The sequence below is a fragment of the Stenotrophomonas sp. 2201_Sma genome (genome assembly GCF_056486685.1).
On record NZ_CM151329.1, the window covers coordinates 1,944,406 to 1,968,441 of the forward strand.

At 62.0% G+C, this 24,036-nt stretch carries 22 protein-coding genes; 13 read left to right on the forward strand and 9 right to left on the reverse strand.

Annotated elements, in window-relative coordinates; translation table 11 throughout:
• Positions 1-3 precede the first annotated feature (3 nt).
• The 5 genes from ACZLIF_RS09180 to amaB all read right to left on the reverse strand — a co-directional run bounded on the left by ACZLIF_RS09180 (position 4) and on the right by amaB (position 4,537).
• Complete coding sequence (locus tag ACZLIF_RS09180; protein WP_478462551.1) at positions 4-1,059, reverse strand: quinone-dependent dihydroorotate dehydrogenase; 1,056 nt, start codon at positions 1,057-1,059, stop codon at positions 4-6.
• Positions 1,060-1,067: 8 nt separating this feature from the next.
• Positions 1,068-1,835: a class I SAM-dependent methyltransferase gene (locus tag ACZLIF_RS09185; protein ID WP_128990424.1), complete on the reverse strand. Its 768-nt coding sequence runs from the start codon at positions 1,833-1,835 to the stop codon at positions 1,068-1,070.
• A 5-nt stretch (positions 1,836-1,840) separates the two neighbouring features.
• Positions 1,841-2,125: a DUF4190 domain-containing protein gene (locus ACZLIF_RS09190; RefSeq protein WP_053517549.1), complete on the reverse strand. Its 285-nt coding sequence runs from the start codon at positions 2,123-2,125 to the stop codon at positions 1,841-1,843.
• 76 nt (positions 2,126-2,201) lie between these two features.
• Positions 2,202-3,005 (reverse strand): SDR family NAD(P)-dependent oxidoreductase, encoded by an 804-nt coding sequence (locus ACZLIF_RS09195; protein WP_128990426.1) that lies wholly within the window; start codon positions 3,003-3,005, stop codon positions 2,202-2,204.
• Positions 3,005-4,537, reverse strand: coding sequence for an L-piperidine-6-carboxylate dehydrogenase (amaB, locus tag ACZLIF_RS09200; RefSeq protein ID WP_128990428.1), 1,533 nt, complete (start codon positions 4,535-4,537; stop codon positions 3,005-3,007). The genes ACZLIF_RS09195 and amaB overlap by 1 nt, the downstream gene beginning before the upstream one ends.
• Before the next feature lie 610 nt (positions 4,538-5,147).
• Between amaB and ACZLIF_RS09205 the strand changes: the two genes are divergently transcribed.
• The 13 genes from ACZLIF_RS09205 (at position 5,148) to ACZLIF_RS09265 (ending at position 19,251) form a co-directional block, all read left to right on the forward strand.
• The gene (locus ACZLIF_RS09205; RefSeq protein WP_478462554.1) at positions 5,148-6,482 is read left to right on the forward strand and encodes an undecaprenyl-phosphate glucose phosphotransferase; all 1,335 of its coding nucleotides are present in this window, start codon (positions 5,148-5,150) and stop codon (positions 6,480-6,482) included.
• Between the two features lie 143 nt (positions 6,483-6,625).
• Entirely contained in the window at positions 6,626-7,060 is a 435-nt protein-coding gene (locus ACZLIF_RS09210) for a low molecular weight protein-tyrosine-phosphatase (protein ID WP_128990432.1), read from the forward strand.
• A gap of 57 nt (positions 7,061-7,117) precedes the next feature.
• Positions 7,118-9,328: a polysaccharide biosynthesis tyrosine autokinase gene (locus ACZLIF_RS09215; protein WP_128990434.1), complete on the forward strand. Its 2,211-nt coding sequence runs from the start codon at positions 7,118-7,120 to the stop codon at positions 9,326-9,328.
• A gap of 104 nt (positions 9,329-9,432) precedes the next feature.
• Positions 9,433-10,566, forward strand: coding sequence for an NAD-dependent epimerase/dehydratase family protein (locus ACZLIF_RS09220; protein WP_128990436.1), 1,134 nt, complete (start codon positions 9,433-9,435; stop codon positions 10,564-10,566).
• 28 nt (positions 10,567-10,594) lie between these two features.
• Positions 10,595-11,617: a WaaS/CpsH family glycosyltransferase gene (locus tag ACZLIF_RS09225; RefSeq protein WP_128990438.1), complete on the forward strand. Its 1,023-nt coding sequence runs from the start codon at positions 10,595-10,597 to the stop codon at positions 11,615-11,617.
• Between the two features lie 161 nt (positions 11,618-11,778).
• Positions 11,779-12,954 (forward strand): hypothetical protein, encoded by a 1,176-nt coding sequence (locus tag ACZLIF_RS09230; RefSeq protein ID WP_128990440.1) that lies wholly within the window; start codon positions 11,779-11,781, stop codon positions 12,952-12,954.
• The gene (locus ACZLIF_RS09235) at positions 12,951-14,225 is read left to right on the forward strand and encodes a lipopolysaccharide biosynthesis protein (protein WP_128990442.1); all 1,275 of its coding nucleotides are present in this window, start codon (positions 12,951-12,953) and stop codon (positions 14,223-14,225) included. The genes ACZLIF_RS09230 and ACZLIF_RS09235 overlap by 4 nt, the downstream gene beginning before the upstream one ends.
• A 63-nt stretch (positions 14,226-14,288) precedes the next feature.
• Positions 14,289-15,575, forward strand: coding sequence for a hypothetical protein (locus tag ACZLIF_RS09240; protein ID WP_128990444.1), 1,287 nt, complete (start codon positions 14,289-14,291; stop codon positions 15,573-15,575).
• 97 nt (positions 15,576-15,672) lie between these two features.
• Positions 15,673-16,257, forward strand: a complete 585-nt coding sequence (locus ACZLIF_RS09245) for an acyltransferase (protein WP_206733995.1) — start codon at positions 15,673-15,675, stop codon at positions 16,255-16,257.
• Positions 16,258-16,643: 386 nt separating this feature from the next.
• Positions 16,644-16,817, forward strand: coding sequence for an LbetaH domain-containing protein (locus tag ACZLIF_RS09250; protein WP_478462627.1), 174 nt, complete (start codon positions 16,644-16,646; stop codon positions 16,815-16,817).
• A gap of 14 nt (positions 16,818-16,831) precedes the next feature.
• Entirely contained in the window at positions 16,832-17,677 is an 846-nt protein-coding gene (gene kdsA, locus ACZLIF_RS09255; protein WP_128990451.1) for a 3-deoxy-8-phosphooctulonate synthase, read from the forward strand.
• Position 17,678: 1 nt separating this feature from the next.
• The gene (locus tag ACZLIF_RS09260; RefSeq protein WP_128990453.1) at positions 17,679-18,230 is read left to right on the forward strand and encodes a KdsC family phosphatase; all 552 of its coding nucleotides are present in this window, start codon (positions 17,679-17,681) and stop codon (positions 18,228-18,230) included.
• A gap of 73 nt (positions 18,231-18,303) precedes the next feature.
• Positions 18,304-19,251, forward strand: a complete 948-nt coding sequence (locus ACZLIF_RS09265) for a KpsF/GutQ family sugar-phosphate isomerase (RefSeq protein ID WP_128990454.1) — start codon at positions 18,304-18,306, stop codon at positions 19,249-19,251.
• 44 nt (positions 19,252-19,295) lie between these two features.
• Here ACZLIF_RS09265 and ACZLIF_RS09270 read toward each other — a convergent pair whose 3' ends face one another.
• From ACZLIF_RS09270 to ACZLIF_RS09285, 4 genes are read right to left on the reverse strand one after another with little or no spacing between them, the layout of a single operon-like run.
• Positions 19,296-21,437, reverse strand: a complete 2,142-nt coding sequence (locus ACZLIF_RS09270) for a YjbH domain-containing protein (protein WP_128990456.1) — start codon at positions 21,435-21,437, stop codon at positions 19,296-19,298.
• Positions 21,437-22,210 carry a capsule biosynthesis GfcC family protein gene (locus tag ACZLIF_RS09275; protein ID WP_478462562.1) on the reverse strand — a complete coding sequence of 258 codons (774 nt, stop codon included), beginning with the start codon at positions 22,208-22,210 and terminating at the stop codon, positions 21,437-21,439. The genes ACZLIF_RS09270 and ACZLIF_RS09275 overlap by 1 nt, the downstream gene beginning before the upstream one ends.
• The gene (locus ACZLIF_RS09280) at positions 22,207-22,896 is read right to left on the reverse strand and encodes a YjbF family lipoprotein (RefSeq protein WP_128988625.1); all 690 of its coding nucleotides are present in this window, start codon (positions 22,894-22,896) and stop codon (positions 22,207-22,209) included. Before ACZLIF_RS09280 ends, ACZLIF_RS09275 begins: the two co-directional genes overlap by 4 nt.
• 10 nt (positions 22,897-22,906) lie before the next feature.
• Positions 22,907-24,016 (reverse strand): polysaccharide biosynthesis/export family protein, encoded by a 1,110-nt coding sequence (locus tag ACZLIF_RS09285; RefSeq protein ID WP_128988627.1) that lies wholly within the window; start codon positions 24,014-24,016, stop codon positions 22,907-22,909.
• Between the last annotated feature and the right edge of the window lie 20 nt (positions 24,017-24,036).

Genomic DNA, 24,036 nt, shown 5'->3' on the forward strand with positions numbered 1-24,036 from the left:
CGCTCACAGCGGCGCCACCGCGCCACGGCTTGGCGCTTCGCGGCGGCGGCGGATCGCCTCCACGCATTCCGATACCAGCGCCGGCCCGCGGAAGATCAGGCCGCTGTAGCACTGCACCAGCGAGGCGCCCGCCGCCATCTTGGCCACTGCGTCGGCGCCGGACAGGATGCCGCCGACACCGACCAGCGGCACCGACTCGGGCAGGTGCGAGCGCAGCCGCCGCAGGACCAGGGTGGACTGTTCCAGGACCGGGGCACCGGACAGACCGCCGGCTTCGTTCGCCAGCGGATCGCCGGCCACCTTGCTGTGGTCGATCGTGGTGTTGGTCGCGATCACGCCGTCCACCTGCAGCTCGCCGAGCACGCGCGCAGCAGCGTCGATGTCGCGCTCGCTGAGGTCAGGCGCCACCTTCACCAGCATCGGTACGCGCCGGCCATGCCGCGCGGCCAGGTCTTCCTGGCGGTCACGCAGCTGGCTGACCAGCTGGCGCAGTGCGGTCTCCTCCTGCAGCTCGCGCAGGCCGGCGGTGTTGGGCGAGGAGATGTTGACGGTGATGTAGTCAGCCAGCGGGTACACCTTGTCGAGGCAGGCCACATAGTCGTCGACGGCCTGCTCGTTGGGGGTGTCCTTGTTCTTGCCGATGTTGATGCCGAGCAGGCCGCGACGGTTGCGTGCACGCTCGACGTTGCGCACCAGTGCATCCACGCCGGCGTTGTTGAAGCCCATGCGGTTGATGATGGCGTTGTGCGCCGGCAGCCGGAACAGCCGCGGCGTCGGGTTGCCCGCCTGTGGCCGCGGCGTGATCGTGCCGATCTCGACGAAGCCGAAACCCAGCGCGAACAGCGCATCGATGTGCTCGCCATTCTTGTCCAGGCCGGCCGCCAGGCCGACCGGATTGGGGAATGTCAGCCCGAACACGGTGCTCGGCAGCGGCGCGATGCGTGCGGCCAGCAGCGGCGTGGTGCCGGTGCGGTAGGCCACGTCCAATGCGGACAGGCCGAGGCCGTGGGCGCGCTCGGCGTCGAGCGAGAACAGGAAGGGGCGGGCAAGCGAATACATGCGTCGGTTCAGTCCAGCGTGCCGAGGAAGGCTCGGGTTCGATATTCAAAGGCGACCTGGCCGTTGACCGCGTGGGCCGCGAACAGATCCTGCAGTGCCGCCAGCATCGGCGCATGGCGCGGATGCCCGGGCTGTGGCGCATAGGAGGACGACAGCAGGCGGCCGCGCAGGGCGTCCAGATCCAGGTGCTGCACGTTCGGCAGTTCCACCTGGCCGCGCAACCCGGCGCCAAACCATGCCTGCATCGTGGCGTCATCCTGGTAGCGTTCGGCCACGGCGGAATAGTCCGTGCCGTAATCGAGCAGCAGCTGCTCATAGCCGACCAGGAACGGGCTGGCATCGAGCAGGCGTGAGTTCCAGTAGATCAGCGCCAGTCCGCCGGGGCGGAGGATGCGCTGCCATTCAACACGGACGGCGTCGGTGTCGAACCAGTGGAAGGCCTGCGCGGCACTGACCAGATCGACGCTGTGCTCTGCCAGGCCGGTGGCCTCGGCACGCCCATCGACGGCCTGGAACAACGGGAATGCAGCCAGCCAGCCTTCGGCGGCGGCGCGCATGGCGGCGTTGGGCTCGACCGCGACCACAGGATGGCCGGTGTCGAGGAACAGACGGCTGGAAATGCCGGTACCGGCGCCGATGTCGGCCACCCGTGCATCGTGGCCGACGCCCATCGGTCCATGCAGCCATTCCATCAACGCCGGCGGGTAGTCAGGCCGGTAACGGACATAATCGGCGACGCGGCTGCTGAAGCGTTCGGTGCTGTCGGAGGAGGTCATGGCGGTCAGTTCGACAGTGCGGCGAGCCAGGCCAGGCCACCGAAGAAGAGGATGAAGGCCAGGACTGCCGCCAGGGCGGCTGCCACCATCACCCAGCCCAGCACCAGCCCGGTGACCGCCAGGCCATCGCCCTCAAGTTCATGCGGGCGGCGGCGGATCTCGGCGCGGGCCATGTGGCCGGTGACGATGGCGACGATGCTGGCCACGAAGGGCAGGACAGTCCAGGCGGCAATGCCCATGACCAGGCTGACCACGGCCAGGGCGCTTGTCTGTCGGGGTGCCACGCTCATCGGGTCCTCCTTGCAGTACGCACATGATAGTGCCTCCGTCCGGGCAATCCCATGGGCAGTGCCCGGCCCGAGCGGTTCAGCCCATCAGTACCTGGCCACCATCGACGTTCAGCACGTGACCGGTGATCCAGCGCGCCAGCGGCGAGCACAGGAACAGCGCGGCATCGGCAATCTCGCGTGGCTGGCCGAAGCGGCCGAACGGAATTCTTGCCAGGGTGCCGTGATACAGCGCCGGGTCGCTGGTTTTGCGCCGGTCCCACAGACCGTCGGCAAACTCGATAGAGCCCGGGGCGATCGCGTTGACCCGGATCCGGTCCGGAGCCAGTGCCAGCGCCTGCGACGTGGTGTAGTGCGAAAGAGCGGCCTTGGCAGCCGCATAGGGAGCGCCCCCCGGCCGGGGTTGCTGCGCGGCGATCGAGGAGAGATTGAGGATGCAGGCGTCGCTCGATTCGCGCAGCCAGGGCAGGGCGAGTCGCGAGGCCCGCACCGCGGCCATCAGGTCGACCTGCAGGCTGGCGGCCCAGCCGTCTTCATCGTCGGCCATGCCGTATCCCGTGGCATTGTTGACCAGCACGTCGATGCCGCCCAGGGACGCTGCGGCCGCATGCAGCCAGGCGTCGATCTGGCCGGGGTCGGCCAGGTCGGCGGCAAAGGCGTGCAGTGATGCCCCCTGGGCCGCTGCGTCGGCCAGCAGGGCGTCGAGCCCCGCCTGACCTCGTGCGCAGACCGAGACATGGGCGCCGGCCGCAGCGAAGGCCAGGGCCATCTCACGGCCGATGCCTTTGCTGCCGCCGGCAACCAGCACCCGGCGGCCGCTGAAGTCGAGGATTGGAGCCCCCGCCGGGGCCCCACTCTCGGCGACGTCCGGGCCGGGATGCATCACAGGTCGAACTTGATGCCCTGGGCCAGCGGCAGCGAATCGGAGTAGTTGATGGTGTTGGTCTGCCGGCGCATGTAGACCTTCCATGCGTCCGAGCCCGACTCGCGGCCACCACCGGTGTCCTTCTCGCCACCGAACGCGCCACCGATCTCCGCACCGGAGGTGCCGATGTTGATGTTGGCGATGCCGCAATCCGAGCCCGCAGCCGACAGGAAGCGTTCGGCGGTCTTCAGGTTCTGGGTGAAGATCGACGAGGACAGGCCCTGCGGTACCCCGTTCTGCATGTCGATGGCTTCGTCGATGCTGTCGTAGGGCATCACGTACAGGATCGGCGCGAAGGTCTCGTGCTGGACCACGGCATCACTGTTCTTCAGGCCGCTGACAATGGCCGGCAGCACGAAATTGCCGGCGCGGTCGATGCGGGTACCACCGGTCTCGATGGTGCCGCCGGCGGCCTTGGCCTGGGCAATGGCATCGAGGAACTGCTGCACGGCACCCTCGCTGTTCAGCGGACCCATCAGGTTGGCGGCATCGGTCGGATCGCCGATCTTGCCTTCCACCTGCTTGTACGCCTTGACCAGCGTGGCCAGCACGTCGGCGTAGATCGAGCGGTGCACGATCAGGCGGCGGGTGGTGGTGCAGCGCTGGCCGGCCGTACCGACGGCGCCGAACACGATCCCCGGCACAGCCAGCTTCAGGTCGGCGGTCTCGTCGAGGATGATGGCATTGTTGCCACCCAGTTCCAGCAGGCAGCGGCCCAGGCGGCGCGCCACCTTTTCATTGACGGTGCGGCCGACCTGGGTGGAGCCGGTGAAGCTGATCAGCGGCACGCGACGATCATCAACCAGCTTTTCCGACAGTGCGGTGCCGGCATCGTTGACCAGGAAGAAGATGTCCGGGAAGCCGGCTTCGCGCAGCGCGTCGTTGCAGATCTTCATCGAGGCGATGGCGGTCAGCGGCGTCTTGTTGGACGGCTTCCAGATGCACACGTCGCCGCAGATCGCCGCCAGGAATGCATTCCAGCTCCACACCGCGACCGGGAAGTTGAAGGCCGAAATGATGCCGACCAGGCCCAGCGGGTGGTACTGCTCGTACATGCGGTGGCCGGGGCGCTCCGAGTGCATCGTGTAGCCATACAGCATGCGGCTCTGGCCGACGGCGAAGTCGGCGATGTCGATCATCTCCTGCACCTCGCCATCGCCTTCCGGCTTGCTCTTGCCCATCTCCAGGGCAACCAGCGAGCCCAGCGCATCCTTGTGCCTGCGCAGCGCCTCGCCGCACAGGCGCACGGCTTCGCCACGGCGCGGGGCAGGGGTCGTGCGCCACTGCTTGAACGCTTCCTGGGCGCGGGCGATCACCGTTTCGTACTCAGTCTCGGTGGTCGCACGTACCTGTGCGATCGGCTCGCCCGTGGTCGGGTTGACCGGGGTGATCAGCTCACCACTGGTAGCGCTCGACCACTCCCCGTTGCCCAGGTACGTGCCAGCGTTGATCGCGTCCAGGCCAAGGGACTTGAGCAGCTCGGAAGACATGCAGACTCCTGTGTTTCGTTACGTTGTTTTGGCGTCATCGCAGGCGCTGTGGGGGGGGCGATGAACAGAACCGCCGATGGTAGCAGAGGGCGATGAGCGGCCTTGGTGCAGTGCAGGGTGCCAAGCCTGGCGGACGTGCAGGGGACGGGGGGGCCGGCGGCGCCAATCGGATGGATCCTTCGGGGCGTAATGGGATGATTCCGTGCACCAAACGTCAATTTCTGGACGCTATCGGACGCAGTGCGAATCATTTTGACGCATTTTGAAATATTAAAAAATGGGAATAGTTCTAATGACTTAGGGTGGGTCGGCCGGGTGAATGGGCGCACGACGGGCCGCCGCTTCCTACCAATTGCCTTTCACATCATTCACAATCACGTTCGACTTATTGACGCAATTCCGTCTGTTCGCACCGGCTTGGGGAGGCTTGGTATGCGACAGCCATCACATTGTAGTGCTGGATCGGAACACAGCTTGGAGAAGTACAGTGCTACATGGATCGGTAGATGACCTCCCCGCAGAGCGTGCCGATGCCGGCCGCCGCCGGGTCGAAGCCCGGGCGGCCCTGGAACTGGGGCTTCGCCTCGGAGACCTGTTACTCCTGCCCGGCATGGCTGCATTGGCCCACGTCGTGTGCTACGGGACGGCGGCGCCCAACCAGTCCCAGCGCATCGTCTTCGGTGCGGTGATTCTCAGCGCCATCGTCTGCTTCTCCATCGCACCGGTCTACCGCAACTGGCGCCTGCGTGGCCTGCTGGCCGACCTCTGGCTGCTGCTGCTGGCCTGGTCCGGAAGCTTCGCCCTGTTCTCCCTGTATGCCGTGCTGGTGGGGCTGGCCGATGCCGTTCCGTCGCGCTGGCTGGTGGGCTGGTACATCGGCGGTCTGGCCTCGATGGTCGGCCTGCGCGTACTCCTGCGTGTCCAGCTGCACCGGTTGCGCTCGCGTGGACTGGATCATGAGCGGATCCTGCTGGTCGGCCTCCGGGCCCCGGCGCTCAGGCTGCATCGCCTGCTGCGCGGCAAGCCCGAGATGGGCAAGGAAGTGATCGGCTACTTCACCAGCAAGGGCGACATCGCCACCCGGCGTGGCGGCGATGCCCCGCAGCGCCTGGGCGCACTGGATGATGTGCCGCGCTACCTGGATGCGCACCGGGGGGAGTTCGACCAGGTGTGGGTGTCCCTGCCGCTGGGGGATACCGCGCCCATCCGTGACATGCTCAAGCAGATCGAGCGGTTCCCGGTGCCGATCCGCCTGATTCCCGATACCACGGGCCTGGGGGCACTGAATCCGGGCGTGCACCAGGTGGGCGATGTGCCGATGATCGGCGTGCGTCAGGGCCTGGTGGACCACAACTTCCGCCTGTTCAAGCGCATCGAGGACATCCTCGTGGCTGGCGTAGCGGTCATTCTGCTGGCGCCGCTGTTCGTGGTGCTGGCGATCGGTGTGAAGCTCAGTTCACCTGGGCCGATCCTGTTCCGCCAGCGCCGCCACGGCCTGGGCGGCAAGGAGTTCTGGATGCTGAAGTTCCGCTCCATGCGCGTGCATGAGGAAGGGACGGGGCAGATCACGCAGGCGACCCGGGGCGACCCGCGAGTGACCCGGTTCGGTGCCTTCCTGCGGCGCAGCAGCCTGGACGAGCTGCCCCAGTTCTTCAATGTACTGGGCGGCAGCATGTCGGTAGTCGGTCCTCGTCCGCACGCGATCCAGCACAACAATCACTATGAACGCGTGATCGAACGCTACATGCACCGCCATTACGTCAAGCCGGGCATCACCGGCTGGGCGCAGGTGCACGGGCTGCGGGGCGAGACGCCGGAACTGCGGTCGATGAAGAAGCGTGTGCAGTACGACATCGACTACATCCGTCGCTGGAGCCCGACCCTGGATGTTCGGATCATTGCCTTGACGGCGCTGAAGGTTCTCGGGCAGAAGTCGGCTTATTGACGCCTTCTGCTGTAGACATCTGCCGTAATGTGATGAATTTCCTGACGTTTTCATCCCTCGTCATCGCCGTGTAAGGTATCCTGTAAGGCTGTCACCACCCTTGATGGGCTGGTGCCGCACGGAATGCCACAGGATTCGAGTCAGTGTTCAAGAACGTTCTTTTTGTTTGCGTTGGCAACATCTGCCGCAGTCCGTCCGCCGAAGTCATGCTTCGTCAGGCGCTGCAGGGCAAAGATATCCAGGTGTCCTCCGCCGGCCTGGGGGCACTTGTAGGCCATGGCATCGATGCCACGGCACAGGAACTGTTGATCGAACATGGCCTCACCGGCGACTCGCATCGCGCCCGTCAGATTGACGACGCCATTCTGGCGACGGCTGATCTCGTGCTCACGATGGAGCGCAAGCATGTGCGCCGGATCGCCGAGATCGCGCCGCAGGCCTCCGGAAAAACCTTCCTGCTGGGCAAGTGGCAACAGGACCGGGAAATCCCCGACCCGTACCGCCAGCAACGCCCGGCATTCGAGCATGTCTATACATTGATGGCCGAGGGTGTCGAGAGCTGGGCGCGGCATTTCTGACTGCAGTCAGCTTCACCAAATCGAGCCTCCATTCCTTTTACTTGAATTCAATTGCACATGACCACTGATTCGCGCTCCATCCCGCAGGACGATGCTGAAGAGATCGATCTGCGTCAGTTGCTTGGGACACTGGTTGACCACAAGTGGTGGATACTGCTCATTACCGGTGTGTTTCTGCTTGTGTCCGCAGCCTATGCCTTCCTGGCAACACCGATCTATCGTGCAGATGCAATCGTGCAGGTGGAACCGAAGACGCCGTCGTTGCCGGGTCTGTCGGATCTGAGCCAATCGTTAGGGATCAACACTGGAACTGCTGAAGCCGCGACTGAAATCGCGCTGATCAAATCTCGTGCGGTTGTCGGTAGTGCCGTCACCGCCCTACGTCTCGATATCGAGATCGTCCCAAAGAGATTTCCACTGATTGGCGGCTACTGGGCCAGACGTGCGGAGAAGAAGGCTCCTGGCGATCTGGCATCTCCATTCCTGGGTCTGTCTAGTTTCGGTTGGGGTGGGGACCAGTTGCGGGTCTTTCAGTTGGACGTACCCGAGCGGTTGCTGATGACAGAACTAGAACTGGTCGCTGGCGATAGTGGTCACTATGAGCTGTTTGATGAAGACGGTGAGCCGCTCCTGAAGGGCGTTACAGGAAGGCCTGCTACAGGCAGTGGGGTTACGATGCAGGTCGAGTCCCTGAGGGCGAATCCCGGCATGCGTTTCACCGTGATCCGCCATCGTCATCTCAGCGTGGTCAGCGACCTTCAGCAGGAAGTTGGAGTGGGCGAGGCGGGTAAGGACTCGGGAATCCTTACTTTGACCTACGAGAACGCCAAGCCGGAAATGGCGCGGGATTTTCTGCAACAGGTGGCGCAGGCTTACGTAAGGCAAAACGTCGAGCGGAACTCGGCTGAGGCGTCGGCGCAGCTGACCTTCGTAAAGGAGCAGCTGCCGAACGTGCGGAACCAGGTGGACGCGGCACAGAAGGCGCTGAGCGCCTACCAGATGCGCGCCAATTCGGTGGATCTGACCCTCCAGACCAAGGGCCTGCTGGATCAGGAGGTTGCCGTCGAGACCAGCATCCAGCAGCTGCGCCTGCAGCAAGCTGAGATGGACCGCAAGTTCACCCGCGATCACCCTGCCTACCAGGCGTTGATGCGTCAGATCGGAGACCTGGAGTCCCGCAAGAGTGGGTTCCAGGGGCAGGTGAAGCAGCTTCCGGAAGCCCAGCAAGAACTGCTGCGTTTGACCCGTGATCTGCAGGTCAGCAACGAGATGTACACCGCGATGCTGAACCAGGCTCAGCAGTTGGACGTGGCGCGTGCCGGCACGGTCGGCAACGTGCGCATCGTCGATGCTGCCGAAGTCGACGCCACCGAGCCGGTCAAGCCCCGCAAGGGGATGGTTGTGCTGGTCGGGGCTCTGCTGGGCGCGTTCCTTTCCATCGGTCTGGTGCTGCTGAGGCAGGTCTTGAACCGTGGCGTCGAGGATCCCTCCCAGATCGAGGAGATCGGCCTGCCGGTCTACGCGTCGATTCCGGTCAGTCCTGGCCAGCAGTCGGATTCCGTGCGCGGCAAGTTCCGCGCCGACGGCAAGCTGCACCTGCTTGCAATGAAGGATCCGGCCGATCTCGCTATCGAGGCGGTGCGCAGCCTGCGTACCAGCCTGCACTTCGCGCGGCTGGAGGCAAAGAACAATATCGTCCTGATCTCGGGTTCGAGCCCGAATGCAGGCAAGACGTTCGTTTCCTCCAACCTGGCTGCGGTGATTGCCCAAGCCGGCCAGCGCGTGCTGATCATCGACGCTGACATGCGCAAGGGCACGCTGCACAAGGCACTGGGTGCCTCCCAGACGCCGGGCCTGTCGGACGTACTCGTCGGCAAAGCACCGCTGGACACCGCCATCCGTACAGTCCAGGGCCTGGACAACCTGAGCTACATTTCCCGCGGCGACGTACCGCCGAATCCGTCGGAACTGCTGATGCACCGCAACTTCACGGAGTTGCTCGAGCAGGTCGAGAAGCGTTTTGATCTGGTGATCATCGATACGCCGCCGATCCTGGCGGTCACTGATGCGGCGATCATCGCCCATCACGCCGGCACCTGCCTGCTGGTCGCGCGTTTCGGCCTGAACCAGCCCAAGGAGCTGGCACTTGCCCGCAAGCGCTTCGAGCAGAACAACGTTCAGCTGAAGGGCGCCATCTTCAACGCGGTCGAGCGCCGTGCAACCGGCTACTACAGCTACGGCTACTACGAATACAAGTCGACCCGATAAACGGGAGGCGGGCAGGGTGCGACCAGGCATCCTCGCCGACAGGGAAGTCACGGCAACTGCGACCTGCAGGCCCGCGACGCAATCGAGATACAGCGGAGATAGGCATGAAAGTACTGATCACGGGTGGCGCAGGATTCATCGGCAGTGCACTGGCGCGCGCGCTGGTTGCGCGGGGAGACCAGGTCACGGTCCTGGACAATCTTTCGCCACAGATCCACGGCGAGAATCCGCAGGACTCTGCACTGCTGGCCTCTCTGCCTGCCGAAGTCACGGTGGTCAGGGGAGATGTGCGCCGGCGCGAGGACTGGCTGCAGGTCCTGCCGGGCCAGGATGTAGTGGTTCATCTGGCCGCCGAAACAGGTACCGGGCAGTCCATGTACGAGATCGACCGCTATGTCGACGTCAACGTTCGTGGCACCTCGCTGTTCCTTGATCTGATCGGCAACAAGGTACAGGGCTGCGAGTCGGTCAAGCGCGTGGTGGTTGCATCCTCCCGCTCGATCTACGGCGAAGGCCGCTACCAGGGAGCCAACGGTCCGGTTTACCCCGGGGCACGTGTCGATGCCGATCTGCGTGATGGCGTGTTCGAATGCCGTGATCCACAGACGGGTGATCTGGTTGCGCCGCTGCCCACGGACGAGGACTCGCGCATCCACCCCAGCTCGATCTATGGCATCACCAAGCAGGTCCAGGAACAGCTGGTCCTGGTTGGCGCGTCCGCCATCGGCATCCAGGGTATCGCCCTGCGTTACCAGAACGTCTATGGGCCAGGCCAGTCCTTGAAGAATCCGTACACGGGCATCCTCTCGATCTTTTCCACTCTGCTGCTGCAGGGCAAGGATGTGAACATCTTCGAAGACGGCAAGGAAACCCGTGATTTCGTTTTCATCGACGATGTGGTCGCGGCCACCGTTGCGGCAATCGATGCGGATGTCAGCGGTCAGGCGTTCAATGTCGGCACCGGCGAGGCAACCGACGTCATCGCCGTTGCCAGCGCGTTGAAGAATGCGTACGGCAAGGGCGGAGAGATCAGGATCTCCGGCAACTACCGTATCGGGGATATCCGGCATAACTTCGCCGATCTCAGCCGCGCTGAGGCGGCCTTGGGCTACCGTCCGCGTGTCACTTTCGCAGAGGGCGTGAAGCGCTTTGCCGCATGGGTTCTGACACAACAGATCGAAGACTCCGGTTACCAGCGGTCGGTGGACGAAATGCGCGCGAAGGGACTGCTGAAGTGAATTCCGCAGTACAGCCGGGGCGTGCAGTATGAGCGAGTCACTCGCCGGCAAGCGCGTGCTTTTCATCGCGCCGATGTTCTTCGGCTATGAGAAGTTGATAAAGGCGGAGCTCGAGCGTCAGGGGGCACGCGTTGATTTCCACCCTGATCGCCCGGGCGTGGATTTTCTCACAAAGGCCCTGATCCGCGTTGACAGGCGCCTACTGGCGCGGCGGATTGCAAGATACTACTCGGCGATCGTCGAAGCTGCTTCTGCTGAGCAGTACGATTACGTGCTTGTTATCCGTGGGGAAGCGATTTCGGCGCAGATCATCGCGCGAATTCGTGAAACACAGCCACTAGCGAAGCTGACGCTATACCTCTGGGATTCGATGCATTACAACCCGAATGCTCGGGTGGTTAGGAAGTACTTCGACTCGGTGCTCTCGTTCGACAGGGCCGACGTGGCCGCAAATTCTGATATGGCCTTCCTGCCGCTCTTCTTTGCGGATGAATACTCTCGAGCTGCGGAGTGGGGGGGTGAGTACGAGTACGACGCCTGTTTTGTTGGAACCATCCATACGGACCGCTACCGCATCCTGGAGAAACTCTTGGATTCGCTGGAGCGTGATGGTCGTCGCGTCTTTGTCTACTGTTACTATCCGTCAAGATTGTTGCATCGACTCCGCTCATTCGTGGATCCGGGATTTCGCAGATTTTCTAGAAAGTACGTTAACTTTGTCGGTTTGCCGCTTTCCAAAGTGGTTGATTACATCTGTGCGTCGCGATGCGTCATTGATATCAATCGACCAGGTCAGAAAGGGCTTACGATGCGAAGCATCGAGGCGTTGGGTGCTCAGCGGAAGCTAATTACCACAAATGAAGATGTGAGTTCTTATGACCTGTACAACGGGGCCGGCGTGCGAATAGTCGACCGGAATGAACCTACGATCGATGCCGCGTTTCTGGAGAGTAATGAGCGGCCGTTCGACGACGTAGTGAGAATGCGCTATTCGGTGCGCAACTGGGTTGCTCAGGCATTGCTGGGGCGGCCTGCCGTCGACGAGCGCTGAGGTCACCGCGCAGAATGAGAATTACAGTGACGTCGCCACCTCGTGGAATAGGACGGAGAGTTGAAGAGCAATGGCTCTCGAGGCTAGCTCTGTCGACAATCTTCATCTCGGGAATTTTTGTCCATACGCCTGCCGGCAACTTCTATCTCTCGTACCTATGCATGATCGTGACCTACGCGCTGATTGTACTGAGAACGGGCAGTCTCGGACTCAGACGTGAGTATGTTGGGCTCGCCGGCGCTCTCGCGTTGCTGTCTCTTCTGGGGGCGCTCTTCAACGACGCGGCAGCAGGGGCTCGAGCGACGGTGTTTCTGATCTCTGTAGCAAAAATAGCGTTGCTGATCTTTTTCGTTGTCTTCTTCACCTCGATATATAATCTCCAAGGGCGATCAGTAGAGAGTCTATTCTCAGCTTACCTGCGCGTGGCGTATTTCTTTGCTGTCCTTGGTGTTCTTCAGCAGCTAGTTTTTTTGACTTCGGGTGTTGATATCCTGGCGGTTATCTCGCCTGGCTCCAAAAAATTAGGTTCGCATCTCGGAATCGCCGCTCTGAGCGTTGAGCCGGCGTTCTATGCCTGTGCTCTTCTGCCTGCCGGCGCGTACCACGTTTCGAAGTTTGTGCAGAAGCTCCGAATGTCATTTCGAGGAGTGGCCATCGTTCTTGCCATTGTTCTCTCGACTTCGGCCTTGGGTTACATCGGGTTATTCTTTGCCGCGGCCGCAACCTTTGTTGTCGGCTTCAGTATCCGGCGCTTCTGGATTCTTATTCTCTCGGTTCCTATCATGCTGGCTCTTGCTGTCCAGGTCAGTAGTCTGGAGTTCTTCCAGATTAGATGGAATGACACGGTATCCGTGCTGCAGGGTGGGGAGCTGACTATGGAGGATGGTATGAATCTCAGTACCTACTCCAACGCGGTGAATTCATTAATTGCGTTCCGCTCCTTCGCTGATAACTACGGCGTGGGTGTGGGTTTTGGGATGTACAGTTCGGTGTTCGATCAATACATTTCGGGATACGAGCTGCCGGCCTATCGCGACGATCTGCCCGGGCGCGGCTCGGCAACTTCGTTGTTTGCCCGTGTTACCGCCGAACTTGGCCTCGCAGGTTGGCTTATTCTGCTTTCGGTCCTGTACTGGGCGTGGAGGAGTATGCGGGTCGCAGGCGACAGGTCTATGGCGATTGCATACCTGGCAACATTGTCGATCATTATGCTGCGTATGGGTGAGTATTATGCCAACGGCGTGGTGCTTGTGTTTGTGATGATCTACCTGTCGCGCGTTGCAAATACAACAAGAGCGCGAAATGGTGGTGTCGGTGACGTGGATGCTTCGGGATGAAGATCCGGCATCTCATGGCGGTGCTCAGAACACTGGTTCTGCGTGGACTGGGTTCCGGTGTGGCTGTACTATTCACCGTGCTTGTTTCCCGCTACCTCGCAACGGCGGACGCTGCGCTGTTCTTTATCCTGTTCAATGCGAGCGTCATAGCTGCCGTTTGCTTTCGCTGGGGTATGGACGAAGTCGTAATTAGACAGGTAGCCTCCGCTGATGTTGGCGAGCGCGAGCGAATCGCTGTCCCGCTGGTAATCCATACGCACCGCCGTGTCCTCTGTTGGACTGTAATCGCCCTGTTGGTTGGGGTGGTATTATGGGTGCCGTCAGTAGCTAGACGTTTTGATCTTAGCTATTTTGACTTCGTTCTAATGGTGGTTGCATCCTCCCTAATCGCTTGTGCTTCATCCGCAGCTCGAGTTCTGCAGGGGGAGGGAAGAATAGATTCTGCAACCTTTTATCTGAACATTTGTGTGCCTGCGCTGGCTTTGGTTGCACTCGTGTTTCTGAGTAAGACGATCTCCGAAATCAGTGCCCGCCAACTGATGTGGTGCTATCTGTTCGCGGCGGCCTTGATGTATTCAAGAGTAGTGCTTCTTCGATATGGAGGCGACCTTTTGCGGTCGCTCTCGTCGAGGAGGCAGAGCGGTATGGCTGCCTCAGAAGTTGCCGCGGCCAATCGCTTGGGGGCGGTGGTCCTTGCACAACAGGCGCTGGGATGGAGTGCGGTTGCGATTGTGCCTGGCTTCTATGGCGATGCCTCCTACTCTGCGTTCGTGGTGTCCCAGAAGTTGGCGACGCTGATCAGCCTTCTGATGCTCGCGATCAATTTTACTTTTTCATCCAGGTTCGCGGCGTTGCACGCTCAGGAGCGGCTTGCGGAACTCTGGAACCTCGTACGTCTTTCGGTGGTCGCAATTGCTCTGGCGAGTCTGTTCATCTTGGCCGGAACTTGGTTGTTCATTGGGGAGATTCTGGATTACGCCCATGTTCCACTCGACTACGGAAACGTGGTAATCATCATGATGATCGGGCAGATCGGCTTTTCCATCGCCGCGCTTTTTGCTCTCGTCCTGAGTATGTGCCGAATGGAGGTTTTCCTGCTGCGTGCGCAGTTGACGATTGGGATGCTCTCCATCGCGGCGCTGCTGATCGTCTGTATCTATTCATCGCTCAATGCTGCGGTGCTGGTGTTCCCGGTTTCCTATTTTGCGCTCGCTTGGATCCTCTGTGCGAGGATTCGAACTCTTATCCACGAACAGCGGGCGACCCGATGAACGACGTGTGCGCGACAGTGTTCAGCGGTTCACTCGGTGGAGAACGACTTACGGAGGCTGTTCGTGGACACGAATAGCTATGATCGCCATCTTAGGATCCAGGAGTTCAAAAGGGCAGGGACCGCGCTCGTCGACGGCATAAATTTCGCTAATGTTGTCGCCACGTTGTTATACGACTCTGGAGTCAAGGGGTGGCTGAAGCGGGTGGCTCATGCTCTGTTGATGGGGGCTCGAGTCACCAGCGACAGTTCGGCGACGGCTCGTCATATAGTGTTGTACTCGGCGCGGGGAAAGCTTCGTGCGGACTACGATTACATAGTTGACCGTCTGATGAGCATCATGGCGGGCAAGGCGCGTCTGGTGGAAGTCAGGGATAGTTTTTCCTTGCTTCAGCCTTTCAGGACACTGGCGGGACTGATGCCCGCCTGGCCATTGGTTCGAGGCTACAAAGGCACAGTCATGGAACGCTTGCTCTGCGCTCTGCTTGTTTCCAGGGCCCGCAGCGCACTTCTACCGATCGCAGCTCGGGAGCTGAAGGGGGTTGAAACCCTTGTCACCTTCTGCGACGCACATCCGATCGAGAATCTTGCCACGCAGATGGCAAATTCTAAAGGTGTGTTCACAATTACCAATCAGCATGGTCAGTATAGAGTTCTTGATCATACAAACATGAGTGCTGACGCCGAGGCATATGCGAACTTTCAAAGTGATCGAATGCTTGCATGGGGCGGGGCGACTGTTCGGGAGTTTGAGAAGGCCGGCATTGCGACATCGAGATTGAGTGTCACTGGATGGATCAGGTTGCCCCGCACCGCGAAGGTGCGAGCGACTGCAGCGCAGCCATGCTTTGGTGTAATGTTTAATGGCGAAAATGGAAGAGAGTCCAATGCGAATCTTCTGCGAGCCGCAGATAAGATTGCGGAGAGTCTCGGCCTCGAGTACGTGGTCAGGCTCCATCCGTGGAGTCGTGCAGCCGATTATGCCGGGATGGTCAGTGCGCGTTGCGTGGGGCTTTTTCATCTTTCGCTTGAACAGTATCTCTGTCGAGTGCGATTCAGTCTGGGGCACATGTCGGGCGCGGTGGTGGAGGTCCTTGATCATGGCGCGCCGGTCTATCTTCTAGACGATGGATGCTTGGCTTCCGTGTTCCGTTTGGAGGGTCTTTCATGGCCTGACGCCGACGCGATTTTGAATGTGGTCGAGCAGGATCTTAATGATCCGCAGGCGATGATCGTCCGCATTGAGGGCCTTGCTCGGTGGTTCAACGATGCTGAGAGGCAGGTAGATCGACTTGCTTCTGCACTCGGCCTAAAGGATGCGGCGCCGAGCGGGATTCGCGAAGTTGAGTGATTGTTCGACTTCTCTAGTTGTTCTGGGGCGTCGCGGCGCGTCCCGCGCATGCGTGGTTAGCCGCGAGTCATCGATAATGCATACAGGAGGTACGCTGGTGGGAACGCTCTACAAGCTGGCATGGGTCCTGCGCGCCTTCCTGGTCGCGCCCTTCTTTGGTCGATTCGGGCGGGGGGGCTATCTTGGACCGCCGGCATTTATTTCTGGATCCCGCCGTATGTACTTTGGACGCGCGGTTCGGATTTTTCCCGGCCTACGAGCCGAATGTATAGGCACGGGTTCGCTAACAGTTGGCGACGACGTTTCCATTGGTCAGGGATTTCACGTAATTGCAAGTGGCTCGGTCGAAATTGGCGAGGGTGCGCTCATATCGGCCAACGTGTTTGTTACTGACACGGATCACGGTTTCGACAATCCTGATCTGCCGATTCTTCGTCAGCCCAATGTGATTCGTCCGACATTCATTGGTCGCCGCTGTTTCCTCGGCGTAGGCGCGAGAATTCAAGCCGGGACGCAGCTGGGGGACGGTTGTGTGGTGGGAGCCAACGCTGTCGTCAAGGGGGCGTTCCCACCGTACTCGATGCTTGCTGGCGCACCGGCGCGTGTGGTCAAGCATTATGACTTCGAGCAATCGGCTTGGGTCAGGTCCGGGTCCGTAGCCATATCGGAGAATCGTCCATGAGTTGCCTTCTTAAGTTGGGCTGGGTGATTCGCGCTTTGGTCTACGGCCTTCTGATGAGGTCATTTCGTTTTCCGGGGTACATTGGTCGCCCATTTTTTCTCCTTGGACTTCGCCGAATGTCGATGGGCCGACGCGTCCGGATATTTCCGGGATTGCGGGCCGAGTGCCATGGTCAGGGTGAGCTGGTGATCGAGGATGATGTAGCCCTGGGTCAATGCGTACACATAACGTGTGGAGAGCGACTGGTCATTGGGCAGGGCACGGTGATAGCTGGATTCGTATCAATCACCGATATCGACCATGATTACCAGGAGGTCGGCGTCCCCGTGATGTCGCAAGGCCATACAACCCGGGAGACCCGGATCGGGAAGAACTGTTTCATTGGAATGGGGGCGCGGATCCAGCCTGGCACCCGGCTTGGAGACGGCTGCGTGGTTGGCGCGAACTCCGTGGTCAGGGGAGAATATGCTCCCAATTCGGTTCTTGTCGGCTCTCCCGCGAGGGTCGTGCGGTCCTATGATCCAGGCCAGCAGGCATGGGTGCGAACGGTTAACCATTGATGAGAGGTTGTTTGATGAACGTTTCAATTTCCGAGAAGGTAGTCGTCGGCAACGACCTCCCCTTCGTTCTGTTCGGTGGTCTGAATGTCCTTGAAGACCTCGACTCGACGCTGTTCGCAGCGGAGAAGTATGTCGAGGTCACCCGCAAGCTCGACATTCCCTACGTCTTCAAGGCCTCGTTCGACAAGGCGAACCGCTCGTCGATCAACTCCTTCCGTGGGGTGGGCCTGGACGAGGGGCTGCGCATCTTCCAGGAAGTGAAAAGCCGCTTCGGCGTACCGGTGATCACCGACGTCCATGAGGTAGACCAGGCGGCGCCCGTGGCCGAAGTGGTCGACGTGCTGCAGATTCCTGCGTTCCTGGCGCGCCAGACCGATCTGGTCACCGCCATTGCGCGTACCGGCCGCGCCATCAACATCAAGAAGCCGCAGTTTCTCAGCCCGACGCAGATGAAGAACATCGCCAGCAAGATCCGCGAGGCCGGCAATGAGCGGATCATCCTGTGTGAGCGCGGCGCCCAGTTCGGTTACGACAACCTGGTCGTGGACATGCTCGGCTTCCGCGAGATGATCGAGGCCACGGGTGGTCTGCCCGCCATCTTCGACGTGACACACAGCCTGCAGCGTCGCGATGCGGGTAGCGAAGCCTCCGGTGGTCGCCGCCGTCAGGTGGTGGAGCTGGCGCGCTCGGGTATGGCGGTTGGCCTGGCAGGTCTGTTCCTGGAGGCGCATCCGGATCCGGACAATGCGCGTTGCGATGGTCCGAGCGCGTTGCCGCTGAGCGCTCTCGAACCGTTCCTGGCGCAGATCAAGGCGGTCGATGATCTGGTGAAGTCGTTCCCCAAGCTTGATATTGCCTGACATGTCATCGGCGAGGTACCAGGGACCGATCAAGCTGGTCCTGTTCGATGTGGATGGTGTATTGACCGATGGCGGCCTGCACATCGATGGCAAGGGCGAGCAGTTCAAGACCTTCAATGTCCGCGATGGTCTGGCGGTCGCATTGCTGCGCGTGCATGGCATCCGTTGTGGCGTGCTGTCAGGCAAGGCCAGCCCGTCCCTGGATTTCCGGATCCGGCAGCTGGGCATGGATGTGGCTGTGACGGGCCGGCTGGAGAAGCTCGACGCGCTGGCTGCCATCTGTGGTGACGTGGGTGTCTGCGAAACCGAGATCGCCTATGTCGGGGATGATGTCGTAGACCTGCCGTTGGCCGGCAGGGTGGGGCGCTTCTATGCGCCTTCCGATGCGCATCCTCTGGTGTTGGCCGCCGCCGACGTGGTCACGGATGCTCGAGGTGGCCGCGGCGTGGGGCGGGAAGTGGCCGAGCGTGTCCTTGCCGAGGGCGGCGTGGATCTTCAGGCAGCCTACGCGCCGCTCATAGCAGGATGGAGCGCCGCTGGAGCGGTGCAGTAGCCGGCGCAAGGTTGCGCGGGTAAGCGCGGCGTAGCGAGGTTCGCCGCGAATTATCATCAGAAGGAAACAAGGTATGTCTTCCGTGGTATCAGTCGCCGATCACATCGCATCGGCCAAGCGTGTCCTGCAGATCGAGGCGTCGGCTGTCGCCGCGCTCGCCAGCAGGCTAGATGGGCAGTTCACCCAGGCAGTCGAGCAGGTGCTGGGTTCTCAGGGCCGGGTCATCATCTGCGGCATGGGCAAGTCGGGAATCATCGGGCGCAAGATCGCCGCCACGCTGGCCAGTACGGGAACGCCCAGCTTCTTCATGCATCCAGGTGAGGCTTTCCACGGCGACCTGGGTATGGTGACAGCCACCGATGTGTTCGTTGCGATTTCCTACTCCGGTGAAACCGAGGAAGTGGTGAAGCTGCTGCCGTTCCTCAAGGACAACGGCAATTTCCTGGTGGCAATCACCGGTCGGGCGACATCGACGCTGGCGCAGGCTGCCGATTGCCACCTGGACGCGGGTGTAGCGCAGGAAGCGTGTCCCCTTGCGTTGGCGCCCACCGCATCGACTACGGCGACGCTGGCGATGGGGGACGCGCTGGCGGTTGCGCTGATGGAGGCCCGAGGCTTCCAGCCGGAGAACTTCGCGCGCTTCCATCCGGGAGGTTCGCTGGGTAGGCGCCTGCTGTCGCGTGTCGAGCATGAGATGGTCGCCGGCGACCTGCCGGTAGTGGACGCAGCCGCATCGATGATGGATGTCCTCCAGGCCATCACCCGGTCCAGTCTGGGCTTGGCGATCGTACGCGCCGGCGCGAGCTACGCGATCATCACCGATGGTGATGTTCGCCGGGCGCTCGAGCGTCATGGTCGCGAGGTGTTCGACAAGTCTGCGGCCGAGCTGATGACGGCCTCACCGGCGCAGGTCAGCGTGGGTACACGGGTCGAGGATGCGCTGGTACTGATGGAGCGACGCAGGATCTCGTCGCTGCTGGTCTTTGACGGCGACGTACTGGTCGGAGTCTTCAAGAAGTAGGAAGAAAAAGGCGCCCGTGCGGGGCGCCTTTTTCTTTGTCAGCATCATTTCGCGATGGCGTCGAAGTTCCGATAGAAGAACTCCGAATCGCGTTCCGATGTCAGCTGGTACAGGCTGTGGGAATGCGCCAGGCGCGCGCCACCGTCGCGATACAGTGGGTTCCACATGAAATCGGCGCGTGCGCGCGTCGACCGAGGCAGCATGAAATCGAACGGCACCGAGAAGTAGATGCCCTTGTCGAAGCTGCCCTCACCGAAGTCCCGCGATGAAACGTCGGTCTTGGTGGCGTAGGCACCCATCGTCACGCCATTGTCGAACATGCGGGCTACTGACACGGTCGCACCCCAGTCCTTGGCCAGGTATCGGCCTGCGCTGACCGCGCTGATGATGCGGCGCTGGTCGCCCCACAGGTAGTAGAGCGTGGCATGACCGGTGGCGACGCTGTAGTCGCGGAAGCTGAAGCGCTGGTTGAAATCCCGCTGCCTGACCCAGTTCAGTTCAGCACCCAGCGCCCAGCGCTCGTCCATCGGCCGATACAGGATCTCGCCGCCGACGCCGCCGTACATGTACTCCAGCAGGCCGGCATAGGCCATGCCGTACAGGTCGCGGCCCAGCTGTTTGGTGCCAGTCAACTGCAGGTTGGGCAGGGTGAAGTCGGAGGTTGTCAGGTACTGGCGCACGTAGGTGCGTACCCGCGGCAGCCTGCTGGGTGCGTCGTACTTGAACTTGTCGTAGTTGTTGTACGCGTTGTAGCTGGCGGTGCCGCTCAACCACAGGTTGTCGTTGAAGCGGAACGTCGCGCCATACATCGCCGCAACCTGGAACAGGATGAAGCCATCCGGGCCGCCGACGGACTGCCGGTAGCCGACATTGAACGCACCGTCGAAGCGCTTCAGCGGCGCTTCGTACAGCGTTTCCGACCGCCGGGCATAAGGAACGGTCATTTCGACATGGCGGCTGACCGCGGCCAGATCGGTGCGGTCGTCCAGGTAATCGTTGAATGTCTTGCGTTCGAGGCTGGTCTCGACGACAGGCAGCCCGAGGCGCACATTACGCAGCGTCCACCAGCTGACATCCGGCGAAGCGTGCCCGTCGAGGATACGCGCAGCGCGGCCAATGCCCTGCGCGGGATAGATGAAACGGCGCTGTTCGGCACTGACGATCAGCTCCTGCCCACTGCGATCGATGCGCTTCACTCGCAGGCCGGCATTGTCCTCCAGTTCGCGCGCGATGGCTGGCCAATCCGTGGTGGCGGTGACCGCCTGGGCTTCTTCCACACCCGTTGCCTGGCTCACCGTAGCGCCGCGGGGTACTGGCGGTGGGTCCAGGAGCTTGGTCATGGGCGTGGCCTGGGCCAGGTTCGAGCGCAGCGTGATGCCCACCATGGCGGTGTTGCCACGCTCCCAGCCCAGATGCAGCAGCACGTTGTTGTTGACCGTGAACACCGCGCCGAGGTTGATGGGCGATGACTGTTTCTGGTTGTTGCGCTGGGGCTCGTTGCGATAGTCGTTACCGTCGTACTCGAGCTTCAGCTGCAGGCGGTCCCACGGCGTCTGGTAGCTGATGCCACCAAATATGCCGAGACGGCCGCGGAACATGGCGCTGGTGTTGAAATCACCAGGGGTGTTGACGCCGGGACGTTCCTTGAAGCGGTCGTCGATGGCGCCGAGCGGATTGGCGATGTCGCCACGGTTGCCGATGTAGCCGGTGGCCACGCCAAGGCTGGCGTCCACCGGTCCGAATCGCTTGTTGGCGACGAGGTACTCGCTGGAAAACAGTCCGGTGCCACCGAGATCGCGCGCACCGACGGAGACTTCCGGGAGCCAGCGACCTTCCTGCCACAGCCGCAGCTTGAGATCGATGGACTTGTCCTTGTAGTTCTGGTCGCCACTGAGGCCTTCAGAACCATAACGTCGATTGGCGACCGAGATGTAGCGGAACGCACCCTCCACCCAAGGCAATGGCTGCATCACGACCGTGTACCGGCTGTAAGGCGATGTGTGGCTGGCAGTGAGGCTGAGTTCGCCTTCATCGCTCATGCGCGCACTTGGCGTCTGCAGAAGGCCGACGCCGCCCCAGTCGCTGGCGGTGGGGGCGGGGCCTTCCTGGGCGTGCAGGGCAGCGCTGATGCTCAGGCTCAGCAGGGCCACAGCGGCGCTCGCCAGCGGCATTCGATTACGGGACATCAGTTTGAAACTCCCGGCGCGTCCAGCACCTGGGTGGCGAGGAAGCGGGCGGCTTCGTCGTTGATATCGGGGGCGATCGAGCGCACGGCCGATCCCGCGATGGGGACGTAGATCATCGCACCCGGCGCGAGCGCCACGGGCGCACTGCGGTTCCACAGGGCGATGCCGATCTTCGCGGCGCGGCCGTCGGGTTGGATCACATACAGATCGTCAGGGCTGGCTGCCGGCAGCAACGCGCACTGGCTGCGATAGATCCGGGCATCCTGCATCGCAACGTGCGGTATCGCGCAGGGTTGCGCTACGGCGCCGGTGACGGTGACCGTCTGCGGCCGCGAGGGATAGATCAGCCGATCGCCTGCGCGGGCCGGTCGGTCCTGCCTGCGGGCGGCCTCCAGCGAGCGCGGTTCGAGAAGCTGCACTTCGCGGCCAGTGACGGGCAGGTCGCTGAACTCACGCGCCATGCGATCGGCAGCCTCCGCGACGTCGGTGTCATCCTGCAGGGCCGCAAGCGTCTGCAGGTCGAACAGCAGCCCTGCCTTCAAGCGTGTTTGCGGCACCACGGCATCGGTGCGCAGCAGGGCCGCGCCAAGCATGTAGGCTTGCTCGTCCGGGGCCGCAGCCAGTGCAGCAGCGCTGATGCGCGCGCCGGAGGCCAGACTGTGCACGCCTGGCGCGCGGACGTGGCCGGAGACATCCACGGAAATCGGGGGGGCCGCCAGGGCGGAGTTGGCAAGTGTCAGGCCAAGCGTCAGGCCGATCAATCGCTGCTTCATCGGGGCTGCAGATCCGGCGAATAGGGTTTGAGCTGGATGATTTCCAGGCGGGTGCCCGGTGCGATGGCCTGCACGCTCTTCCAGATGAATCCGTTGGAAGGATCGACCCAGTAATGATTGTCCTGCTTCCAGCCCTGGCCACTCAACCGTTCGCGGACGTGCAGCAGCTCACGCGTGCGTCCCAGAATTTCGACCTTTTCCTGGCCCAGGGGATGCAGCGTTCCGGTGACGCGCTGACCGAACTGGTAGCCGGGCATGACGTCATAGAGTCGCTGCACGGTGTCGCCATCGCGCGCCCTGCGCAGGTCGACGAATGGATCTGGACCCGCAATGCGCATGCTCTGCAGTTCCGGTGAGCCACCATGCGTTGCTTCAACCAGGCCGTTGCGCAGGAACACGATGCTGCGCTCGTTGCTGTACCACGCCTGGCGGCCGCCATCCAAGCCGCCCAGGACGAGCACGGCGCCGCCGGCCGGGCCATTGACCTTGATCTGCGGATAGCGGTTGCGTGCAACGTCCTCTGCCGTGGGCTCGACATCGGGCTTGCCCTGGATGGCGAGTTGGACTGCCTTGACACTGCTGCGGCTGACCACGCCGCAGCCCGTTGCTGCGGCGACGGTCAGCACGGCCAGCACGCCTGCACGAAGACTCTGGAGGACGAGCGTCGCCCGAGCGTTGCTGCTCATGCCGACCTCGTCAGTTGTTGTCCAGATCGTTGCGAGCGCTGGCCGCGTTGCTGATGATGGCAGTGAACGGCAGCAGCTGGTTCACGAAGCGGCTCCAGCGGGTCACGCCGGCAGCGCCGACGAACACGACGTCGCCCGGCTGCAGATTGAACTGGCTGGCCACCGCGAAGGCGGTCGGTGACTTCGCTTCCAGATGGAACACCTGCGACGGCCGCTCCTGCAGATCGTTGGAGCCACGAATCACGTAGACGGCGTTGCCGTTGGAGGTGGTCTGCAGCAGGCCACGGGCGCGGCCCAGCGCCTGGCTCAGCGAGATCTCGCCGGTCTTGAAATTCATGGCGCCCGGTTGGTTAACTTCGCCTACAACGAAGACTTCCTTGCGGTCGAGATAGGGCACGTACAGATGGTCGCCGGCCTTGAGGAACACGTTGGTGTCGCCGCCACCGTTGCGACCCAGCCGGTCAAGATCAAGTGTATAGGTGGTGCCTTCGCGGGTGAGGCGCACACCGGACAGATCCGCCTGGGTCGGGTCCAGCCCCGCCTGGCTGATCGCATCGCCCAGGGTCAGCGGGGTGACGGTCAGCGGAACGGTGGCCGGTTGGCGCGAGGCGCCCGTGACCCAGACACGCTGGCTGGCATAGGTCAGGATGGAAACATCAACCTGCGGCGCTTCGATGTAGCGGGCCAGCCTGCTGGTGATTTCCTCGCGCAGCTGCGCGGGGGTCTTGCCGGCAGCGGTGACCTTGCCGATGTAGGGATAGAACAGGGTGCCGTCGGAGTTCACCAGGCGGCCTGCTGCGCTGAGCTGCTGCTGCGGGCCTGCCGGTACGGTCAGCTCGGGGTGGTCCCAGACCGTGATATAGAGAATGTCGCCCGCGCCGATCTGGTAGGGGCCAGGCTGGTACTGGGCCAACGCGGCAGGGAGGCCGGGAGCGACCTGGGTCGCGCGATCCATCGCGATCAACTTGGGCGTGATCGGAATCAGTTCAATCTGATCATTTCCAACCTGCTGGCTGTCGCGCACCAGTGAACTCGAACGCATGTGCTGGCCAGGGGCCCACACACAGCCAGACAGGGTGAAGGCGAACGCCATGGTGGCGACGAGACGCTTGCAGTCCATCGTTAATCATTCCTGGCCCG